At 47.1% G+C, this 20,383-nt stretch carries 17 protein-coding genes and 7 tRNA genes; 18 read left to right on the top strand and 6 right to left on the bottom strand.

Annotated features, from left to right (window positions below):
- Positions 1 to 4: 4 nt before the first annotated feature.
- Positions 5 to 493 carry a YchJ family protein gene (locus J3L11_RS13370; protein ID WP_242695245.1) on the top strand — a complete coding sequence of 163 codons (489 nt, stop codon included), beginning with the start codon at positions 5 to 7 and terminating at the stop codon, positions 491 to 493.
- On the opposite strand, the gene J3L11_RS13365 is transcribed toward J3L11_RS13370, so the two are convergent.
- From J3L11_RS13365 to J3L11_RS13355, 3 genes are all read right to left on the bottom strand, one after another.
- Positions 482 to 2,662: an EAL domain-containing protein gene (locus tag J3L11_RS13365; RefSeq protein WP_189616212.1), complete on the bottom strand. Its 2,181-nt coding sequence runs from the start codon at positions 2,660 to 2,662 to the stop codon at positions 482 to 484. The genes J3L11_RS13370 and J3L11_RS13365 overlap by 12 nt on opposite strands.
- A 131-nt stretch (positions 2,663 to 2,793) precedes the next feature.
- On the bottom strand, positions 2,794 to 3,084 hold the full coding sequence (locus J3L11_RS13360; RefSeq protein ID WP_207571314.1) for a DUF406 family protein: 291 nt from the start codon (positions 3,082 to 3,084) through the stop codon (positions 2,794 to 2,796).
- 70 nt (positions 3,085 to 3,154) lie between these two features.
- A complete protein-coding gene (locus J3L11_RS13355; protein ID WP_207571313.1) occupies positions 3,155 to 3,640 on the bottom strand; it encodes a VC2046/SO_2500 family protein in 486 nt (161 codons plus the stop codon).
- 126 nt (positions 3,641 to 3,766) lie between these two features.
- On the opposite strand from J3L11_RS13355, the gene J3L11_RS13350 reads away from it, so the two are divergent.
- The 3 genes from J3L11_RS13350 to J3L11_RS13340 all read left to right on the top strand — a co-directional run bounded on the left by J3L11_RS13350 (position 3,767) and on the right by J3L11_RS13340 (position 4,088).
- Positions 3,767 to 3,851: transfer RNA gene (locus tag J3L11_RS13350), tRNA-Tyr, on the top strand.
- 37 nt (positions 3,852 to 3,888) lie between these two features.
- A tRNA-Tyr gene (locus J3L11_RS13345) sits at positions 3,889 to 3,973 on the top strand.
- Between the two features lie 30 nt (positions 3,974 to 4,003).
- Positions 4,004 to 4,088, top strand: a tRNA-Tyr gene (locus tag J3L11_RS13340).
- 81 nt (positions 4,089 to 4,169) lie between these two features.
- Here J3L11_RS13340 and queE read toward each other — a convergent pair.
- Entirely contained in the window at positions 4,170 to 4,838 is a 669-nt protein-coding gene (gene queE, locus J3L11_RS13335; protein ID WP_189616207.1) for a 7-carboxy-7-deazaguanine synthase QueE, read from the bottom strand.
- A 151-nt stretch (positions 4,839 to 4,989) separates the two neighbouring features.
- On the opposite strand from queE, the gene queC reads away from it, so the two are divergent.
- Together queC and rrtA are read left to right on the top strand one after the other, a co-directional pair.
- Positions 4,990 to 5,712, top strand: a complete 723-nt coding sequence (queC, locus tag J3L11_RS13330; RefSeq protein WP_207571312.1) for a 7-cyano-7-deazaguanine synthase QueC — start codon at positions 4,990 to 4,992, stop codon at positions 5,710 to 5,712.
- A complete protein-coding gene (rrtA, locus tag J3L11_RS13325) occupies positions 5,709 to 6,290 on the top strand; it encodes a rhombosortase (RefSeq protein ID WP_207571311.1) in 582 nt (193 codons plus the stop codon). The genes queC and rrtA overlap by 4 nt, the downstream gene beginning before the upstream one ends.
- A 66-nt stretch (positions 6,291 to 6,356) precedes the next feature.
- On the opposite strand, the gene uvrB is transcribed toward rrtA, so the two are convergent.
- A complete protein-coding gene (gene uvrB, locus J3L11_RS13320) occupies positions 6,357 to 8,372 on the bottom strand; it encodes an excinuclease ABC subunit UvrB (protein WP_133040046.1) in 2,016 nt (671 codons plus the stop codon).
- A gap of 900 nt (positions 8,373 to 9,272) precedes the next feature.
- Between uvrB and J3L11_RS13315 the strand changes: the two genes are divergently transcribed.
- The 12 genes from J3L11_RS13315 to gloA all read left to right on the top strand — a co-directional run bounded on the left by J3L11_RS13315 (position 9,273) and on the right by gloA (position 17,558).
- Positions 9,273 to 9,348: transfer RNA gene (locus J3L11_RS13315), tRNA-Asn, on the top strand.
- 38 nt (positions 9,349 to 9,386) lie between these two features.
- Positions 9,387 to 9,462: transfer RNA gene (locus tag J3L11_RS13310), tRNA-Asn, on the top strand.
- Positions 9,463 to 9,484: 22 nt separating this feature from the next.
- A tRNA-Asn gene (locus J3L11_RS13305) sits at positions 9,485 to 9,560 on the top strand.
- Positions 9,561 to 9,586: 26 nt separating this feature from the next.
- Positions 9,587 to 9,662 (top strand) — tRNA-Asn (locus J3L11_RS13300).
- A gap of 659 nt (positions 9,663 to 10,321) precedes the next feature.
- Positions 10,322 to 10,900 carry an electron transport complex subunit RsxA gene (gene rsxA / locus J3L11_RS13295; protein ID WP_133040068.1) on the top strand — a complete coding sequence of 193 codons (579 nt, stop codon included), beginning with the start codon at positions 10,322 to 10,324 and terminating at the stop codon, positions 10,898 to 10,900.
- A 12-nt stretch (positions 10,901 to 10,912) separates the two neighbouring features.
- The gene (rsxB, locus tag J3L11_RS13290) at positions 10,913 to 11,455 is read left to right on the top strand and encodes an electron transport complex subunit RsxB (RefSeq protein ID WP_189616201.1); all 543 of its coding nucleotides are present in this window, start codon (positions 10,913 to 10,915) and stop codon (positions 11,453 to 11,455) included.
- Between the two features lie 12 nt (positions 11,456 to 11,467).
- Positions 11,468 to 13,768, top strand: a complete 2,301-nt coding sequence (gene rsxC / locus J3L11_RS13285; RefSeq protein WP_242695244.1) for an electron transport complex subunit RsxC — start codon at positions 11,468 to 11,470, stop codon at positions 13,766 to 13,768.
- 1 nt (position 13,769) lies between these two features.
- Positions 13,770 to 14,819 carry an electron transport complex subunit RsxD gene (gene rsxD / locus J3L11_RS13280; RefSeq protein WP_207571310.1) on the top strand — a complete coding sequence of 350 codons (1,050 nt, stop codon included), beginning with the start codon at positions 13,770 to 13,772 and terminating at the stop codon, positions 14,817 to 14,819.
- 10 nt (positions 14,820 to 14,829) lie between these two features.
- The gene (gene rsxG, locus J3L11_RS13275; protein WP_189616197.1) at positions 14,830 to 15,465 is read left to right on the top strand and encodes an electron transport complex subunit RsxG; all 636 of its coding nucleotides are present in this window, start codon (positions 14,830 to 14,832) and stop codon (positions 15,463 to 15,465) included.
- A complete protein-coding gene (locus tag J3L11_RS13270) occupies positions 15,462 to 16,157 on the top strand; it encodes an electron transport complex subunit E (protein ID WP_207571309.1) in 696 nt (231 codons plus the stop codon). The genes rsxG and J3L11_RS13270 overlap by 4 nt, the downstream gene beginning before the upstream one ends.
- 22 nt (positions 16,158 to 16,179) lie before the next feature.
- Positions 16,180 to 16,818 carry an endonuclease III gene (gene nth / locus J3L11_RS13265; protein ID WP_189616193.1) on the top strand — a complete coding sequence of 213 codons (639 nt, stop codon included), beginning with the start codon at positions 16,180 to 16,182 and terminating at the stop codon, positions 16,816 to 16,818.
- Between the two features lie 329 nt (positions 16,819 to 17,147).
- Positions 17,148 to 17,558: a lactoylglutathione lyase gene (gene gloA, locus J3L11_RS13260; RefSeq protein WP_207571308.1), complete on the top strand. Its 411-nt coding sequence runs from the start codon at positions 17,148 to 17,150 to the stop codon at positions 17,556 to 17,558.
- A gap of 138 nt (positions 17,559 to 17,696) precedes the next feature.
- On the opposite strand, the gene J3L11_RS13255 is transcribed toward gloA, so the two are convergent.
- The gene (locus J3L11_RS13255) at positions 17,697 to 20,246 is read right to left on the bottom strand and encodes a TonB-dependent receptor (RefSeq protein ID WP_189616191.1); all 2,550 of its coding nucleotides are present in this window, start codon (positions 20,244 to 20,246) and stop codon (positions 17,697 to 17,699) included.
- Between the last annotated feature and the right edge of the window lie 137 nt (positions 20,247 to 20,383).

Genomic DNA, 20,383 nt, shown 5'->3' with positions numbered 1-20,383 from the left:
AGTTATGATTGTTCAGCCCCAAACAATGGAACATGCCTGTCCTTGTGGCAGTGGCGCGACCTATGGCAATTGCTGTGCGCCATATCACCAGCAATTACGTGCGGCACCGGCACCAGAAGCGCTAATGCGCTCGCGCTATTCTGCGTTCGTATTATGCTGTTTCAACTATCTTGAAGCCACGCACCATCCAGATTATCGCCACGGATTAACCGCAGCCGTGCTCGCCGAGGGACCGCATCCGCACTGGCTATCATTACAGGTGCTAGAGAGTAGCCAACAGGCGAATCACGGTACAGTGCTCTTTAAGGCCTGGTTCGAGACTGACACAGGTTTAGATGCAATCTACGAACTATCTAATTTTCAGTGGGTGAATGGACAATGGTTTTATACTGAGGGCGAACAATATCAGGTGCAATTGCCAAAAATAAATGATCTGTGTATCTGCGGCAGTGGTCGAAAATTCAAACACTGCTGCATCAGGTTAGTGAAGTAGTACTGAGCTGTCTGCCGTAATAAAACGGGCAAAATCAGCCTCCCGCAATGCCGGGCTATACAAGAAACCTTGAGCCTGATGGCATAAATTATCAGCGAGGAATTGTTCTTGTTCTTGGGTTTCCACGCCCTCTGCCGTCAATGAAATATTAAGCGCCTTTGCCATCGCAATGATAGCGCTGACAATCTCCCGACTCTGGCGGCTGATATTAAGATCCGAGATAAAGGAACGGTCAATTTTAAGTTTGCTGATTGGAAACTGCTTCAGGTAACGCATGGAACTATAACCTGTACCAAAATCGTCAATTGCCAAGCCGACGCCTAAATCAGCTAATTCTTGACATAGGTTGGTGGCATAACGGATATCTTCCATCAATTCCGTTTCAGTAATCTCTAGGATCAGCGTTTTAGGTTTTAAACGATAGCGAGTCAACAGATCCCATACCTGCTCATACAGATTGCCACCAAAAAACTGCCGGGCCGAAACGTTGACGTGCATCGACATTTCAATATTACGATGCTGCCATAAATACAACTGCTTACAGGCTGCCTCCAAAACCCAACTGCCTATACTGTTGATGAGTCCGGTCTGCTCGGCGATATCAATAAATGCTCCAGGATACATAATACCGCGCTTAGGATGATGCCAGCGGATCAAGGCTTCGGCACCAATATATGTCTGGCTTTGTAGATCTTTCAATGGTTGATAATACAGCTCAAACTGACGACCACGAATAGCCACGTTAAGATCCCGCTCAATTTCAGCATCATCCTTAAAGGCTTTAAGCAAGGTACTGTTAAAGATCTGGATCGCGGTGCCCTGTTTTTTCTTGGCGTATTGCAGCGCAATATCGGCGCAAGTCAGCGGTGCCACGGTTTCAGCTACTTCATCAATCGCCACTATCGCAACTGCCGGGCGAACGTCCACAGATTCGCGCCCTAAAGAGATGGGCATGCTCAACTGCTGATATAGGCGGCTGTAGCAATACTGCAGATCTTCTTGCGTTAATTCGGGCAATAATAAGCCGAACTCATCATTACCCACTCGCGCAGTTTCTGCGCCGCTATATAAAGCACAAAAATGTCGCAGACGACGACCAATCTCCACTAGCAAGTCATCGCCCTTACTATGACCGTAAGTGTCATTGTAACGTTTGAATCCCACCAAATTCACCAACAGCAGATAACCGCTGGTTGTGCGCTCAAGCATACGGTTGAAATAAGTGCGGTTGTACAGACCAGTGAGGTTACAGTGCCACGCCAGATGTTCCAGCTCAGTTTGGTGATAACGAGCATCAGTGTGATCTTCAGCCGTTACCAATACGTAATGATTGCCTCGACGAGTCTCAAATTGACTGGCATAGAACTTCAACCAGAACTGTTCGCCATTCTTGCGTTGTAAAAGGATTTCGTTGCGAACGACTTCTCCGCGACATAACTTATTCAGTACATCTTGAGCAACTTCCGGCGTTTGCCGAAAAAACGCTAGTTCTTTGATGTTGCGTCCAAGCAGTTTCTCACGAGGGATACCGGTAATCACTTCATGAGCAGCATTGACATACTCAATGGCTTCTGTGTGTAGATTTATTAATAGTGTAATCTGTGCTGATTTTTCAATCGCTGATTGAAACAGCGTTAACATCTCATCTTTATAGTAGGCGTCACTAGTTGCCCGAGTTAACGCTAGTTGATCTGCCACCTGACAAGCCAGATGCACCTCGGTATCACTCCAAGGACCAGACTCGACGTACCGTTCAAGACTCAGCACACCTTCTATATGACCATTGATCCTAACCGCCACTTCCAACGAACTTTTAATGTTATTGGGAAGAATATAATCATTGTGCAATTCGGCTAGGCGTTCATCTACTGCTGCATCAGCGGCGGCAATGTGTAGATGGTTGTGAAGCTCGGTGATGTAATTTGGTAGCGATAGTAGATTGGATGGGCGAACGGTTTTTTGCCTTGCCGACGCCCCAAAACTGGCGGTCTCAAATTGAATATGCTGATCCTTGGACCAAGACCAGACACTAGCGCGATCAATATGCAGATGCTCACAGAGCAGCTTGGTCGCCAAATCGGCAGTACCTGCAAAATCGCCCTGTTGCTTTGCTGTCGAATTTGTCAGCGACTCCAATAATCGCCAATACTGCCCACGATTAACGCCCATTCTTATCCAGCCAGATTTCAAGACTTAAATTCTTAAATTGTTGTTTTATAATTATCACGCATTGAGATTACACATTTAAGAATACCACAGCAATACCGATATATATTTACTTACACTTCCCGGGCGGCCACTTATGGCAAACTATTTTGCAATTGAAAAATCATCTTCTCTGCACTACAGCCAAACTCAAGTTGCAACAGCCAAACATTATCTTGCTCTGTTAAACGCACAATAACATCATTAAATCGCGCTTTGGCCTTATCAGCCAGCGCCTCAGCATCGGCTTTAGCCGCGTTCCCACTAAAAGGTAGTTGTAACAGTACATCACTTTCTTCAACTACGGCACCAATGTCCACAAAACTGCCACATTCAGAGCAGGTATCATTGACCAGATCGCTTTGTGCTTCTTTAATACTTTTCATAAGGCATCTCCTGAATGCACTATAACTTAGCGATTATAGGCTGTTATGAGGAGGATTTCTGTGGTTCATTTCACGCAGCTTGTTGCCGCTCAACCGCTAAACGCTGTTGTAGAATTAATTCCGGCAACTGGGGAGCTTCGGGCAGCAAGGGCAGTGTTTCGCCATTAAAACGCCGCTGCGCCAGCAAACTGCAGTTTTCCAGCACTTCTGTGCTATCTAATGACCATTTCCCACGGCTCACCAACGGTTCTGGGCGTAACACTTCAGCTAAGCGAAATGTTTCTGGGCCATCATTTAAAAAATAATGGGCATTATCCGTTACAGCCTGCTGACTCAAATTCCCCAACAATGGTTGTGGCGTTGGTAATTCAAACTGCTGCCGCAGACGTTCGTCAGTTGCCAAGGTATCTTGCAGATGAAACTGCGGCCAATCGCGAGCATCCTGCGACAACATCGACAGCAATAGCCCAAAGTCCCCGCGCGCATTTTCTTCAACCGCATGGTTGAGGCGGGTCCCCAGTTGTAGTTCGTTAAGCAGTATCGGCTTTGATTGCATAAAAAAACATCGATTAAACAACCTGTTGTTATTTAATCGACCGAACTGCCACTAACTTTAGTGGTTTTTGCAAAATCGGGCTTTACATAAAAACGCTTTCTGTCTACTATTGCCGCCGCAATTTGAGGAGGGGTTCCCGAGTGGCCAAAGGGATCAGACTGTAAATCTGACGGCTCCGCCTTCGAAGGTTCGAATCCTTCCCCCTCCACCATGTTGCGCTGCCAATCAGCACTTTTGTGTGAGGTTGAGGAGGGGTTCCCGAGTGGCCAAAGGGATCAGACTGTAAATCTGACGGCTCCGCCTTCGAAGGTTCGAATCCTTCCCCCTCCACCATTTTCATCACAAAAGTAGCTCATTTTTCGGGGAGGGGTTCCCGAGTGGCCAAAGGGATCAGACTGTAAATCTGACGGCTCTGCCTTCGAAGGTTCGAATCCTTCCCCCTCCACCATTTATCCTTGCCAGTTGGCAACATTACCAACAACTTTCAAGCAGAACTCGACATTATCGCCATTGCAGTAATGCCAATAGGCTAATCTATTTGCAGATATTTATGGGTTTGTACTGAAAGCCGCCAATTGCGAGCAATACAGACTTTAATCGCTAAAGCGGTTGCATGGGATTTCTGACTGATAGGCTGCAGGCATACTACTTTGCCCGTCAAATCCACGCCCGCAAGCAAGGCATCCAATTGCTCGATATGGGTCGAGGTTGCCACCGGATGTTTGATCTCATTAGCGCGTTTTAGTGCCTGTGATTTGACGGCCAGCCCACCTTTCATGCCAATTTTTGGTGATACGGTCACCCAAGTCGAGTCACTGCACTTCACCTCGAAGGTGCCACTGGTTTCTAGCTGGGTGCTATAACCAGCGCGATTTAATGCTTGGGTGAGTTCTGTGAGGTCAAACAAGCAAGGCTCGCCACCGGTTAATACCACATGTTTGGCTGAAAAAGCTTTAGCAGTAAAAGCTGCGAGTAATGCTGCACTATTATACCAAGCCCAACGCCCTACACTGCCGTCCGTCTGTAATACTTGCTCTGGTGTAACTTCATTCTCGGGGAACTGTTCCCAAGTTTGGCGAGTATCGCACCAAGGGCAGCCCACCGGACACCCTTGCAAGCGGACAAAAATGGAAGGCAAGCCCGTATTGACCCCTTCCCCTTGAATGGTTTCAAATACTTCATTGACTGGATATAGCATAAAAGCGCCTCAAAAATCGCGGAGTGGGTGTCGGTCAATCGCGGGCGCTGTTATATAGCATTCATCTGCGAATGGCAAACATGTTGGCCATTAAGGAATTTGCAATATTTTGGGGTAAACTGTGGCCATTCTTTTTTGAGTGTATTTAAAAATGAGCATAACACAGCCTAAATCCACAACTCCGCGTAAAGCCATTATGGTGTTCAGCGGTGGTCAGGACTCAACCACTTGTCTGATCCAAGCGCTAACCCAGTATGACGAAGTCCACGCGATAACCTTTAACTATGGTCAACGCCATGCCCATGAAATTGATATTGCCAAAGTACTGGCACACAAGCTGGGGGCAACCAGCCATAAAGTGATGGATGTCAGCCTGTTAAATGAACTGGCAATATCGGCACTCACCCGCGATAGTATCCCGGTTTCTACCGAACTGATGGATAATGGCTTGCCGAATACCTTCGTCCCCGGGCGCAACATCCTGTTCTTGACGCTAGCGGGAATTTACGCCTATCAACTGGGGGCTGAAGCAGTCATTACTGGGGTATGTGAAACCGACTATTCCGGCTACCCCGATTGCCGCCACGATTTTGTTCGAGCGCTGGAATCCGCATTAGTGCAAGGAATGGATAGACCACTGCGATTAGTCACACCGTTAATGTGGCTGAATAAAGCTGAAACTTGGGCCTTAGCAGATAAATACGGCCAGCTAGACTTGGTTCGGGACGAAACACTCACCTGTTACAACGGCATTGAAGGCCGTGGGTGTGGCGAGTGTCCTGCTTGTAAACTACGCCAGCACGGTCTGGACGAATACTTGGCCAATAAAGAAGTGATAGCGCAACAATTGGCGGCCAAGAGTCCAAACGCATGAATTGGCGCGTTTCTCCGTGGCTGACAGTATTAACGGTTAGTGTGCTTTGCGGTGTGCTGCAATGGGCAGATGCCGCCGACATCATGGAATACCAGCGTCAGTTTATTGCACAAGGCCAATGGTGGCGATTATTGACGGGTAACTTGATACACACCAATCACTGGCATCTGCTGATGAATTTGGCCGGATTCTGGGTAGTGGTTTTTATCCACCGCGTCCACTATGGCAACAGACATCTGGCCTGGCTGTTACTCACGTTATGCATCACCGAAGGATTGGGTCTTTGGTTTGCGTTCCCAACGCTGAGTGCCTATGTTGGTCTCAGCGGCGTGCTACATGGGTTATTTGCTTACGGCGCGCTGAGCGATATCAAAATTGGTTGGCGCTCCGGTTATTTGTTGCTTGTGGGGGTGATGGCAAAAGTCACATGGGAACAAACAATGGGCGCTAATGCAGAAGTCACGCAATTGATTGGCGCGCGAGTGGCAATAGAGGCTCATTTAGTAGGATTACTGAGTGGCATCGGTATTTTTCTGTTGGTGACGTTATACCAGCGGCAAAAACTCCCCACGCCATAACATAGCGCGAGGATAATCCCAAATCAGTAGTAACAATGCCGGAGATAAACACCGGCATTGCTTCATTCAGGCACTGATCAATTGCCGCCTGAGCCCAGCAATCTGATCCCTGAGCGCCGCGGCTTCTTCAAATTCCAAATCGCGCGCATGCTGCAGCATCTGTTTTTCCAAACTATCTATTGCATGTGCCAGATCCGCGGCACTCTGTTTTTGATATTGTGTTTTAGGTTCAGCCACTTTTCGCCAAGACTGTCCCCCATGACCAGCTCGCTCCGTGTCGCCAATATCCATGACATCGGTGATCCGCTTCACCAATCCTCGAGGAATAATGCCGTGTTCTAGGTTAAATTGATGCTGTTTTTCACGACGACGCGCCGTTTCATCCATCGCTTTCGCCATGGATGGCGTTACTTTGTCAGCATAAAGGATCACTTTACCATTAATGTTACGAGCCGCCCGGCCTATAGTTTGGATTAACGAGCGCTCAGAACGCAAAAAGCCTTCTTTATCCGCATCAAAAATACACACCAAAGACACTTCTGGCATATCCAAGCCTTCACGTAACAGGTTAATGCCAACCAGCACGTCAAAAATCCCTTTCCGTAAATCCCGAATAATTTCAACACGTTCAACCGTTTCCACATCTGAATGCAAATAACGCACTTTAACGCCATGTTCATCAAGATATTCGGTAAGGTCTTCCGCCATCCTTTTGGTCAAAGTAGTCACCAATACCCGTTCATTCACAGCTACCCGTTTTGCGACTTCAGACAACAGATCGTCCACCTGAATCGCAACGGGTCGAACTTCCACCTCAGGATCCAATAATCCGGTTGGCCGGACGACCTGCTCGGCAATTTCGCCGTCACAGCGTTCCATTTCATAAGTACCGGGTGTCGCAGACACATAAATTGTCTGCGGCATCAGCGCTTCAAATTCGTCAAATTTCAAAGGGCGATTGTCCAACGCTGACGGCAACCGGAAGCCATACTCCACCAGTGTGGTCTTTCTCGAACGGTCGCCTTTGTACATGGCCCCAATCTGCGGCACCGTCACATGTGACTCGTCAATAATCATCAGGCCATCAGCAGGCAAATAGTCCAGCAACGTTGGCGGACCTTCGCCGGGACGTCTGCCAGACAAATAACGGGAATAGTTTTCGATACCGGAGCAATAGCCAAGCTCCACCATCATTTCAATATCATATTGAACACGCTCGGTGAGACGCTGAACTTCCACCAATTTATTGGCATCCAGCAGCTGTTGCCGCCGTTGCCGCAACTCTTCTTTAATCTGTTCGGTGGCTGCAAGAATTTTTTCACGTGGTGTCACGTAATGGGTTTTAGGGTAAACCGTGGTACGAGCTAGGCGTTTACTGATGTGGCCAGTTAAGGGATCAAACATTGACAACTGTTCAATTTCGTCATCAAACAGTTCCACTCTAATTGCATCGCGCTCAGACTCTGCCGGAAAGATGTCGATAACCTCCCCCCGCACACGGAAAGTGCCTCGAGCCAGCTCAATATCATTACGGGTATATTGCAACTCGCTCAAACGTTGCAGAATATCTCGCTGCCCCATGATGTCGCCCTGACGCAAATGCAACATCATTTTCATATAGGAATCGGGATCGCCCAAACCATAAATGGCCGAAACCGATGCCACCAATACCACATCTCGACGCTCCAGTAGCGCTTTGGTCGCCGATAAGCGCATCTGTTCTATATGGGCATTAACCGACGCATCCTTTTCAATAAAGGTGTTAGTCGCTGGCACATAGGCTTCTGGCTGGTAGTAATCGTAGTATGAGACAAAATACTCCACGGCATTATGAGGAAAGAACTCTTTCATTTCGCCATAAAGCTGCGCCGCCAATGTTTTGTTTGGCGCCATAATGATGGTGGGGCGTCCTAAAGTCGCAATCACGTTGGCTACAGTGAATGTTTTACCGGACCCAGTCACCCCAAGTAAGGTTTGATGCGCCAACCCGGCCTCCAGACCTTCCACAAGCTGCGCAATAGCCGTGGGTTGATCGCCCGCAGGCTTATATTGAGAAACTAATTTAAACACTGGTTCGGACACGAATTTGTTCCCTCCGTTTTAACCCGTCATTGTATCCTCGCCATAAACGGCATGCCACCGATAACAGACATTTATCAATACAACTGGAGGCACAATAATAGCTAAAGCTGAAATTCAATAACGGCATGACTAACTGTCCTTGCTATGCATAAAATTGAGCCAAAGCACCAATTTAATGCACAGCGGTGCTTGATTACTTTCTTACAAATTGATTACAAACCCGCTCAACTTTTATTCCATCGCTTGACTTTTACAAGATGCTGTTTTTATTTATTTTTATATTTTGTAGAGTTTTTTGGCAGATTTAAGTCCACCCCAGAAGCCTCAGGGGTTTGCCGCATATTTACCGGACAAACTCACAGGGTTATCCACAGATTCAGTGGATAACTGAATTCAGCCCAGTAACCATGCGGGATTGCCATTTTTCAACCTTACGCTTGCGCGAGCCCCATCCTATGAAAGTTAATTACATTTAAAATGTCCCCTTTAGAAAAGTGAGACGCAACTCACAAAATACACAGACAGTCGTGCTCCCAAAATCGACCAAACAGTATTTTATTCGGTGCATTGCAATGCCTGTTTTTTGACGGTTGAGCAAGGGGGATGCATGGCATCGTTAGTGGTTTGCAAGACATCCGCAAAAGGATCTGTTTACCAATCCCGAAATGATTGATTGCCGCCCTATTTAAATGCCGATACAAGGACAGATTTTCATCACTATAGATTTACCTTAGCTGTTATTTTTTAAGCATAATCCCGCTGTTTTCTATCAAAAAGTAATTGTATGAACATTTGATAAGCAATCAGCCCTGCAATTACGCTTTTTTTGTATTGCCGAGTTGACTCAACTGCACGAGCGATTTACTATGCGCTCCGTTCTTCAGCGATGCTAATTGCAATTCCCCTGTAGTTCAGTCGGTAGAACGGCGGACTGTTAATCCGTATGTCACTGGTTCAAGTCCAGTCAGGGGAGCCACGTTGAAGAATATATGCAAAATAAAATTTCTGTATCATTCCCCTGTAGTTCAGTCGGTAGAACGGCGGACTGTTAATCCGTATGTCACTGGTTCAAGTCCAGTCAGGGGAGCCATACAGCAATATTGAAAATTTGTTCCCCTGTAGTTCAGTCGGTAGAACGGCGGACTGTTAATCCGTATGTCACTGGTTCAAGTCCAGTCAGGGGAGCCATATCAACTGCAGTTATCAATATCTGTTCCCCTGTAGTTCAGTCGGTAGAACGGCGGACTGTTAATCCGTATGTCACTGGTTCAAGTCCAGTCAGGGGAGCCATATCTACTTTGTTACACTTGTTGTAGACCCATAAGCCATTTTGAATCGCTTGATTTAGTATCAAAGCACTTCTCACCATATCTTCGTTTTACCGGCCTCCTCGTTAAAAATTATCAGACTAATCTGGGCTATTTCTGTTTAACGTGGGTTCTGTTTAATCTGGGCGCCTCAACTCAATTCATCGGCGATGAGCACCATAACGTTATAGGTGTGACAACATGATAAATAACATGAAATATTAGAATCTTTGACTTACATCTACATCATTGTTGTTGCGACTGGTACTTGTGTGAGCCAGCAAGACCGATAGTCTGATGATGTTTGCCATCAGAGCAACATGCTGGCATGGTGAGTCACGTCGCTTTTAATGTCCGCCGCCCTTGGTCATTTTTGCTGAGGGAACGCCCATTATCTATCTTGTCTGCTTATTCATTGAGTGCGGAACTGCAGCGCGAGTAGTCGAATTTTACGTTTAGCTTAAATCTGGGATAACTTGTCATACAAAGCACTGAGGTGTTGAGTTCACGGCTTTGGTTGCATCACGGCACCAAACTGAATTGCGATTGTCACAATCCTATTAACCCCTATATTTCATGTGTTGTTAATAACGGCTGAAACACCGATAATAACCGCCAAGAAATTGTAACGCTGTGAATATGATGAGTGATTATCTGCTGTTGCTGATTGGTACAGTACTGGTCAACAACTTTGTCCTAGTTAAATTTCTGGGTCTTTGCCCGTTCATGGGCGTATCCAGTAAACTGGAATCAGCAATCGGCATGTCGATGGCGACCACCTTTGTGCTGACACTTGCCTCGATTCTCAGTTATCTGGTGGATCAGTATCTGTTACAGCCTTTTGAACTGGGCTACCTGCGCACCATGGCGTTTATTCTGGTCATTGCAGTTGTTGTACAGTTCACAGAAATGGTGGTACAGAAAACCTCTGCGAGTTTATACCGTGCCTTAGGTATCTATCTGCCGCTGATCACTACCAACTGCGCGGTTCTCGGCGTGGCATTGCTGAACATCAATGAGCAGCATAACTTTATGCAATCGGCGGTATATGGGTTTGGTGCCGCACTCGGGTTTTCACTGGTATTGATCCTGTTCTCCGCAATGCGTGAACGTTTGGCGGCTGCCGACGTGCCGCTACCTTTTAAAGGCGGTGCCATTGCGATGATCACTGCGGGTCTGATGTCACTGGCCTTTATGGGCTTTACTGGTCTGGTCAAGTAGAGTGAATTTTCCATGTTGATAGCTGTAGTTTTATTAACACTGCTGGCATTAGTGTTTGGCGTTGTGCTGGGATTTGCGGCCGAAAAATTCAAAGTTGAAGGTAACCCCATTGTCGACCAGATCGAAGCTTTACTGCCACAAACACAATGTGGTCAGTGTGGTTATCCAGGATGTCGCCCCTATGCTGAAGCTATTGCCAACGGTGAAAAAATCAACCGTTGTCCTCCTGGCGGTTCAGCCACCATGGAAAAGCTGGCAGATTTGATGGGAGTTGAGCCAGAACCGCTCACCGCCACCGCCGAAACTCAAGTAAGAAAGGTCGCTTTTATTCGCGAGGAGGAGTGTATCGGGTGTACCAAGTGCATCCAAGCATGTCCTGTTGACGCGATTGTAGGTGCAGGGAAATTGATGCATACGGTACTTGCCAGTGCCTGCACCGGTTGCGATCTATGTGTTGAACCCTGCCCGGTAGATTGCATTGAAATGCTTCCGGTTAAACAAGACTTGCGGACCTGGGACTGGCAACTCAATGCCATTCCGGTCAAGACGCTGTAAGAGGATTTTCCATTGAGCCTAACTGCATCCACTGAGCATACAGTCCTCTGGCCGCTGACAGGAGGTATTCATCCGCCAGAGATGAAACTGCTGTCTAATACCACGCCTATCCAGCGACTATTACCCGCGAATGAATATTTTTTGCCCTTACCACAAGTTGGCGAAACGGCCGTTCTGGCTATTAAACAAGGCCAACGAGTGTTAAAGGGACAGCCGCTTACGCGTGGAATTTCCGCCATGTATCTGGCGGTGCACGCCCCAACTTCCGGTATTATTACCGCTATCGAACCAAGACCGAGTAACCACCCTTCAGCCCTACCCGTGCTGACCTGTGTTGTACAGTCTGATGGCCTTGATGAAGCGGTAAGTTTCACTGCGGCATCGGAGCCATTAAGCCATGAGCAAATACTGCAACGTATTCGTGATGCGGGGATTGCTGGTATGGGTGGCGCTATGTTTCCAAGCCACATCAAACTCAATCCTGCTAGCAAGGTAAAACGGCTGATCATCAACGGTGTTGAATGTGAACCTTACATCACCGCAGACGACAGGTTGATGCGCGAGTATGCCAGTGACATTCTTAAAGGTGTAGCGTTGATGCAGCAACTGCTGCAACCAGAAACCACTACTATTGCCATTGAGGACAATAAACCGGAAGCTGCACAAGCCATGAGACAAGCATTAGCGGCCTCGACCTTGTCCCAATGCAGCATTCAAGTGATTCCGACTAAATATCCCTCGGGTGGCGAAAAACAACTGATCCAGATCCTTACCGGTCAGGAAGTGCCATCCGGTGCAATCCCGGCGCATTTAGGTATTGTGGTGCAAAATGTCGGAACTGCGTTTGCTATTCAACAAGCCGTTTATCAAGGAGTACCGTTGCTTGAGCGCGTGTTAACCGTCACGGGGAGCAATATTGAGAAGCCTGGCAATTATTGGGTATCTGTTGGAACGCCCATTCGCCATATTCTTGAACAGACAGGTTTTAAGGCCACGCCTGACAGCAAAGTGATCGTTGGTGGGCCGATGATGGGTTACACCCTGCCAACAGTTGATGTTCCAGTACTCAAGGGCAGCAACTGTCTGTTATTACCTCAAGCGCAGGAACTCGCGGATGCGCCGCAGGAGCGCTCCTGTATCCGCTGTGGTGAATGTGCACAGGTGTGCCCGGTATCATTGTTACCACAACAGTTGTATTGGCACGCCAAAGCTGCTGAATATGATAAGGCGGAGAATTTCCATCTGCAGGACTGCATCGAATGTGGTTGCTGCAGTTATGTCTGCCCGTCCGATATTCCATTAGTGCAGTATTATCGCGTGGCCAAGGCGGCGATCCGCAAAACTCGCGAAGAAAAATTACACGCTGAACACGCCAAAATGCGTTTTGAAGCACGCAGCTTACGTATGGAGCAAGAAAAACAAGAGCGCGAAGCTAAAGCTCGGGAAGCCGCGGAAAAACGCAAAAGCGCCATGTCAGGAAATGAAAAAGACGCCGTGGCTGCAGCGCTTGCGCGAGTAAAAGCCAAACAAGCCGCGCAGAGTGCGGTAAAAGAGTCACCCGCGCCAACAACTGCAGATAATAAGGCCACTATTGCTGAAGCGGTGAGCGGAATAAAAGCACAAAATCAAGAAAGCAGCGGCTCCAATGTCACTAATCAGGAAGACAAAAAAGCCGCCATTGCTGCAGCGATAGTTAGGGCTAAAGCCAAAAAAATCGCAGCTACTCCAACGTTGACCGAAACGCTAACGGCGTCCGCTCCGACCCAAGCAGCAGACAAAAAAGCTAAAGTGGCGGCGGCGATCGCCAGCGCCAAGGCCAAGAGAACTCAAGCCGCAGACACGCCTAACACCGAGGCCCAACTTGCTGCGCCCAATGCCACCGATAAGCAAGCCATGATAGCTGCCGCCGTAGCGAAAGCGAAGGCGCGAAAAGCAGCCGTTGAGAACACCTCAGCGGAAGTAGATAACGCCGCGGTGACAGAAGAAGCTTCCTCAGCACCAACAACGCTTACTGAAAGCACTACTGATGCGGCCAAAAAAGCCAGAATTGCCGCGGCCGTTGCTAAAGCTAAAGCCAAGAAGGCGTCATCAGCTACTGCAACCGAAGCGCCAGAAAAGACCACAGCCGCAAGCACAATCGCTGCTGCAGCAAAGCAGCACACTGAGGGCAACATGCCTGAAACCGTGAATACAGACGGTGATACTCATGCGTCGGTGTCATTGAGTGATGATAAAAAAGCCCGCGTGGCGGCTGCTGTAGCGAAAGCCAAACAAAAGGCTCGTGAACGTGCTCGTGAGCAGGAGAATAACTGATATGGCGTTCAAAATTGCATCGTCCCCCCATATTAACCGCCAATTACAAACAAGTACGGTAATGCAACGGGTTCTGCTATGTGCCATGCCGGCGCTGGTAGTGCAATGTGCATTTTTTGGCTGGGGCACATTGATCCAGGTGATACTGGCCATGACCGTCGCCATGTGTGCTGAAGCGTTGATTATGCAACTACGCCAACGCCCGGTTATCCATACAATTTCTGACAACAGTGCGCTATTAACCGCATTTTTGCTGGGTGTCGCCATTCCGCCTTTGGCACCCTGGTGGCTGATATTGATAGGTACTGCATTCGCCATTGTCATAGTCAAACAGTTATATGGTGGTCTGGGACAGAATTTGTTCAACCCAGCCATGGCGGCCTATGTGTTACTACTGATTGCCTTTCCAGTACAGATGACAAGTTGGGTGGCGCCGATCACTGCCGCGCAGCACTCAGCAAGTTTTCTCGACACCTTACACATTATTTTCAGCAGTTCACAAATCGCCGTCGCAGATACCTACCGACTTGGCATCGATGGCACCACGATGGCAACGCCGCTCGATACATTGAAGACAGATCTGCATTCAGGTATCACAACCGCGGATAGTCTGCAAAAACTTATTTTTAACGGTTGGACGGGCAAAGGCTGGTTCTGGGTGAATTTGGCCTATCTGGCTGGCGGCTTAATGATGCTGCGGCTTAAATTGATCCGTTGGCATATCAGTGCCGGGGTACTCGGCGCGCTCTTTATCTGTTCTGCTGTTGCTTGGGCTTGGGAGCCATTGACACATGTCAGTCCATTGATGCAGCTGTTTTCCGGTGCCACGATGGTGGGCGCATTTTTTATCGCCACCGATCCGGTTACTGCGGCCACCAGTAATAGGGGCCGACTGCTATTTGGTGCCATCATCGGTGTGCTGGTATATCTCATTCGTAGCTTTGGTGGCTATCCCGATGCTTTTGCTTTTGCAGTATTACTGGCCAACATCAGCGCACCACTGATTGATTATTACATCAAGCCACGTACATACGGTCACTTACGGGGTTGAGGAACTCATCTTGCAAAATACAATGTTGAGAAATGGACTGCTGCTGGGTTTGTTTGCGCTGATCTGTACTGCGCTGGTGGCTGCCGTCAATCTGATGACCCAACAGACCATTGCTGAACAGCAACGACTGCAGTTGCTGAAAGTATTGCACCAAATTATTCCTGATGCGATACATGACAATGATTTAGCCCAAACCTGCACCCTGCTACACGCCCCGGAGAGTCTCGGAACCCGTCGAGCCCTTCCCGCCTATATCGCCATGAAAAATGGGCAGGCGGTCGCAATTGCTATTGAAGCGGTAGCCCCAGATGGTTACAACGGTGAAATTCAGCTAATTGTGGGTGTACGCAATGATGGCACAGTATTAGGAGTCCAGACCCTATCGCAGCAGGAAACTCCGGGGCTGGGCGATAAAATCGATAGCCGCAAATCAGACTGGCTGAAGCACTTTGTCGGCAAAGTCTTTGACAGCAGTAACGATAAGAGTTGGTATGTCAAGAAAGATGGTGGGGATATCGATCAGTTTACTGGAGCCACAATCACCCCCAGAGCCTATACCAAGGCACTGAGAAAGGCGCTTAGCTACTTTGAAAAGAATCAACAGATGATCTACCAGCAACCCATGAATTGTGAGGCGAATCAATGAGCCAATATCGAGAAATCGCTTGGCAGGGATTATGGAAAAACAATCCGGGGCTGGTACAGCTACTAGGCCTCTGTCCGTTACTTGCCGTCACAGCTACCTTGACCAATGCTATCGGGCTTGGGGTTGCAACCATGGCAGTATTAATTGGTTCAAATATACTGGTTTCCCTGGTAAGGGACTATGTCCCTAAAGAGATCCGTATTCCGGTATTCGTCATGATCATTGCGGCGCTAGTAACTGCAGTGCAATTACTGGTTAATGCTTATGCATATGGCTTATATCTATCGCTGGGGATTTTCCTGCCGCTGATTGTGACTAACTGCATTATTATCGGCCGCGCTGAAGCCTTCGCCTCGCGGAACAATCCGTTGAAAGCCGCGTTTGACGGTTTAATGATGGGAATGGGATTTACCTTGGTACTGATGGTATTAGGTGCGGTGAGGGAAATACTTGGACAGGGAACACTGTTTGATGGTGCCGACCAACTGCTTGGCGGTTGGGCCAGTGTACTGCGCATAGAAGTCTGGCAAGTAAACACGCCTTTCTTATTGGCGATGCTACCTCCAGGCGCGTTTTTTGGTGTAGGTCTGCTGATTGCACTGAAGAATGTGATCGATAAAAAGCTAGCATCCCGTAAAACCCAGGTCGCAGAAACAACCGTCCAGCGTGTGCGTGTCACCAAGGTGAACTAATCCTCTCAGTGAAGGACCAACTGTGAATAATGCTAAAAGAATAGAGATCCTTAAACGCCTTAGAGATCATAACCCTCACCCTAAAACTGAATTGCACTATAGCAGTCCATTTGAGTTATTGGTGGCAGTTACATTATCAGCCCAGGCCACGGATGTGAGTGTCAATAAAGCCACAGCTAAACTATTTCCGGTAGCCAATACCCCACAAGCCATAGTGAATTTAGGCGTTGAAGGCCTCAAACACTTTATCAAGACGATTGGTCTGTACAATAACAAAGCCGTTAATGTCGTTGCACTGTCACAGAAATTACTGGATGAGTATCAAGGACAAGTGCCCGAGGACCGGGAGGCATTGGAATCACTGCCAGGTGTAGGGCGAAAAACCGCGAACGTGGTGCTTAACACCGCATTTGGCTGGCCTACCATTGCGGTTGACACTCATATTTTCCGGGTTAGCAACCGTACCAATTTTGCCCCAGGGAAAAACGTGCAACAGGTGGAAGATAAGTTACTGAAAGTTGTTCCTGCCGAATTTAAAGTCGATGTTCATCACTGGCTTATTCTGCATGGACGCTATACCTGTATCGCTCGAAAACCCAGATGTGGCAGCTGTATTATTGAAGATCTCTGTGAATTTAAAGAGAAAGTTTATCCAGAATAAAAAGCCGCCTCTTGGGGCGGCCTTAACCGAAAATATAATCGCCAGTGAAAAGAGATTACACTTCTTCAGAACATTTGCGCGATAAGAGCAGCAAATACTAGCGCGATAACACAAGTTGTTCCCAAAGCCATTTTTAATTCTGTGGTCATTGTTATCTCCCTAAGTGAATACCGACCTCATTATTGATGATATGGCAATAATTTCAACATCAGGTGACTTAATATGTGACCTAGCAAACATCCACACAGTTATGCAAGTGATCGTTAACACATTTTGGTAAATTAGCTTTGTAGTTAAACTACAAAGCCATAAGTAATTGAGAGGTAAGTATGTCGCAGGTTTTACACACAATGATCCGCGTTGGTAATTTGGAACGCAGTATTGAATTTTACACCAAAGTAATGGGAATGAAGCTACTGCGCCAATCAGAAAATCCACAATACAAATACAGCCTGGCTTTTGTTGGTTTTGATGAAGAAAGCAAGGGAGCCGCAGTGATTGAACTCACCTATAACTGGGGCACAGAAAAATATGATATGGGTAACGCCTTTGGCCATATCGCGATTGGTGAAAAGGATATTTATAGTCGCTGTGAAGCCATTGCAGCCGCAGGGGGAAAAGTAACCCGAGCGCCTGGTCCTGTAGCCGGGGGGCACACAGAAATAGCATTCGTAGAAGATCCTGATGGCTATAAAATTGAGCTAATTCAGATGCGTTCTGCCGAAAAAGGTTTAGGCTAATCCCCATACCTTTTCCATGCAGCTCTCTATTTGCGAGCCTATATTTCAGTAGCTAGTCCTGAAATACATTGCATTTATTTCCGCCATAAAAAAGCCCTCTTAACGAGGGCTTTTTAGATTATAGGACTCCGCGAACTATCAGAACTTGTAGCTTACACTACCGTATATCTGACGACCGACAACATCGTAAACCTGTGGAGAAGTACCACCATCACTACCGTTAGAAACGTATGATGGTTTCTCATCAGTGAAGTTCTTAACGCCAGCAGATAAACTCAAGCTATCAGTCAAGTGATAAGTACCCACAATGTTGTGGTATAGCACTGAATCAGCTTTGCTACCATCATTTAGATTATAGTCACGCATACTGCTGATATAGCGATTGTAGTACATGACATTCCACGCATCCTGGCCTGCGGTGATGGTGAAGTTATTACGCCACTTAGCGTAGCCTCCCATATTACCATCGACATAATCAGAATAATCAATGCCATCTTCAATATGCTTGATCAGATAAGTAGCATCGTTATTGATACTCCAGTCCAGCCCCAATCCAGAGAATTTATAAGCAACGTTAATATCAACACCACTAGTTTGAACTTTACCAACGTTAGTGAGCGCAGCAGTCAGATTTGTTAAGTCACCGTCTGCAGTCACATTGATAACAGCACAAGCCGCGGCATCACCATCATGACAAGCATCTAAGTTAGCCTGAACATCAACACGGCTAATTGCGTCAGTAATATTGAACTTCCAATAATCAATGGTGGTAGAGAAACCGTCAAGGAAGCTTGGTGAGTATACAATACCCGCGGTATAAGACTCAGATTCCTCCGGCTTCAGATTTTTATCTGATGTGCGGTTAACAAGCAACTGCGCATCTAATGCGTTGCCCCATGGGTCATCCAGGTAGTCATATGAGCCTGAATTACCACCAAACAGTTCGCTGATGTTAGGTGCACGGAAACCAGTAGCCACCACACCGCGCAGCATGAGATCCTCAGTTACACGATATGTTAAACCTACTTTCCAGGTTGACGCTTTACCAAAAGTATCATATTCGTCGTAACGCCATGCAAAATCACCTGTCAGTTTCTCGGTGAATGGCACACTCACTTCCTGGAAGAAAGAAATTACATCGTAATGACCTTTGGTAGGATCCTGCTGTGCTGCTGTACTATCGCCAGCAACGATGATCGGGTCTGGTGTATAGTAGCCCTCTTCATAGCGATACTCGGCACCAAAAGCAAAACTAACTGCGCCAGCACTTAACTGGAACAGATCACCACTCAGGTTAGCCTGGACATCATGCTGTTCGTTACCACCGTGGTTAGTTTCCATATAGCTGATTGCGTCGATATCTTCAGCAGGAATACTACCGCCATAGAACCAAGCATCTTGATTTGCATAGATGGAGTTTGCCATCCAAGTTGCATTAATGGAGTTCTCAGTACCTGTAGTAGCTTTGTTTTTACCATAAGTATATGAAACATCCCAATTCAAACCGTTTCCGGCTTCCAAATACCCCTGTAACCCCAAAGAGGCACGGTAGGTATCTGTGTCCTGAGTATAAATACGAGGACCTACATCGTTGGTTCTACGACGATATTCAACGGTTCCATCATCAAATGCTGTAATACCTGCCGCAGTCATCGCAGAATCAAGAGTAATACAGTTTTCTGTTTTTGTAGCGTTACAAACATCAAGCATAATGTCAGCTGGCTGAGCAGCCATCTGCTGATGAGATTTACGTTTGGTGTATAACAGGTCACCTGTTAGCACCAAATCATTCCCCAGTTCCTGAGTCATATTAGCAAAAACGCTATAACGCTTGGATGGAGTCTGATAATAACTGTCTTTTGTATAATCATAACCGTAGGTACGATCTATCCAGTTACCATTCGCATCAACAACTTTACCAGCTTTGATGCCATCACCCCACAAAGCACCTTCTGGGACGAAAGAACTGGAGCCATTCTCAGTCCAATCGCGATCAGCTTGAATAACGCCATTACGTTTTGAATACGCTGCACCAACAGTGTAATTACCACCATTATTGGTATTAAACCCATACAGAGCATTCAACTCATAAGTCTGACCATCACCTTTATCGGTAGAGGATGACTTAGCATCGAATTGGAAACCTTCAAAATCTTTCTTGGTAATGATGTTAACAACGCCTGCGATAGCGTCAGAGCCATACACAGCAGAGGCGCCATCTTTCAGAATTTCAACACGTTGAATCATTGCTACAGGAATGGCATTCAAGTCTACTGCGCTGTCTGCACCAGAACCTGAGTTCACCATACGCCGACCATTTAACAATACCAATGTGCGGTTTGCTCCCATACCACGTAAGTCTACCTGAGCAATCCCATCGGCGCCGTTATTGGTTGTAGAGCCAATTGGCGCACCCGCCATAGAGGTCTGGTCTTGCAGCAATTGGTCAACAGAAGCATAACCCTGTGCCACAATGGTATCTGCACTAATAGATGTAACAGGAGATGCAGATTCCATATCCTGACGTTTAATACGCGAACCTGTAACCTCAATACGTTCAACATCACTAGTTTTAGCAGCGGACTTATCCGCAGCAGGTGCGGCATGTACAACGCCAAAGGAACCTGCGGACACAGCAGCAATCAGAGACAATCTGACAGCTGAAGCTATTTTATTAGTTTTAAGCATTCAAAACTCCCTTACTTCCTGGTTTTTTACGGCCGATTTTTATATTTATTCACGCCTGAGACTCAGGCCGAGTGAAGATACTGTCGCCAACTAAACGTGGCGTCAATCTTCTATTTTAAAATTGTAGTAACACGTAT

This window comes from Shewanella sp. 4t3-1-2LB, from assembly GCF_017368415.1.
Taxonomy (GTDB): domain Bacteria; phylum Pseudomonadota; class Gammaproteobacteria; order Enterobacterales; family Shewanellaceae; genus Shewanella; species Shewanella fodinae.
This window is presented reverse-complemented; position numbering and strand designations above follow the sequence as displayed.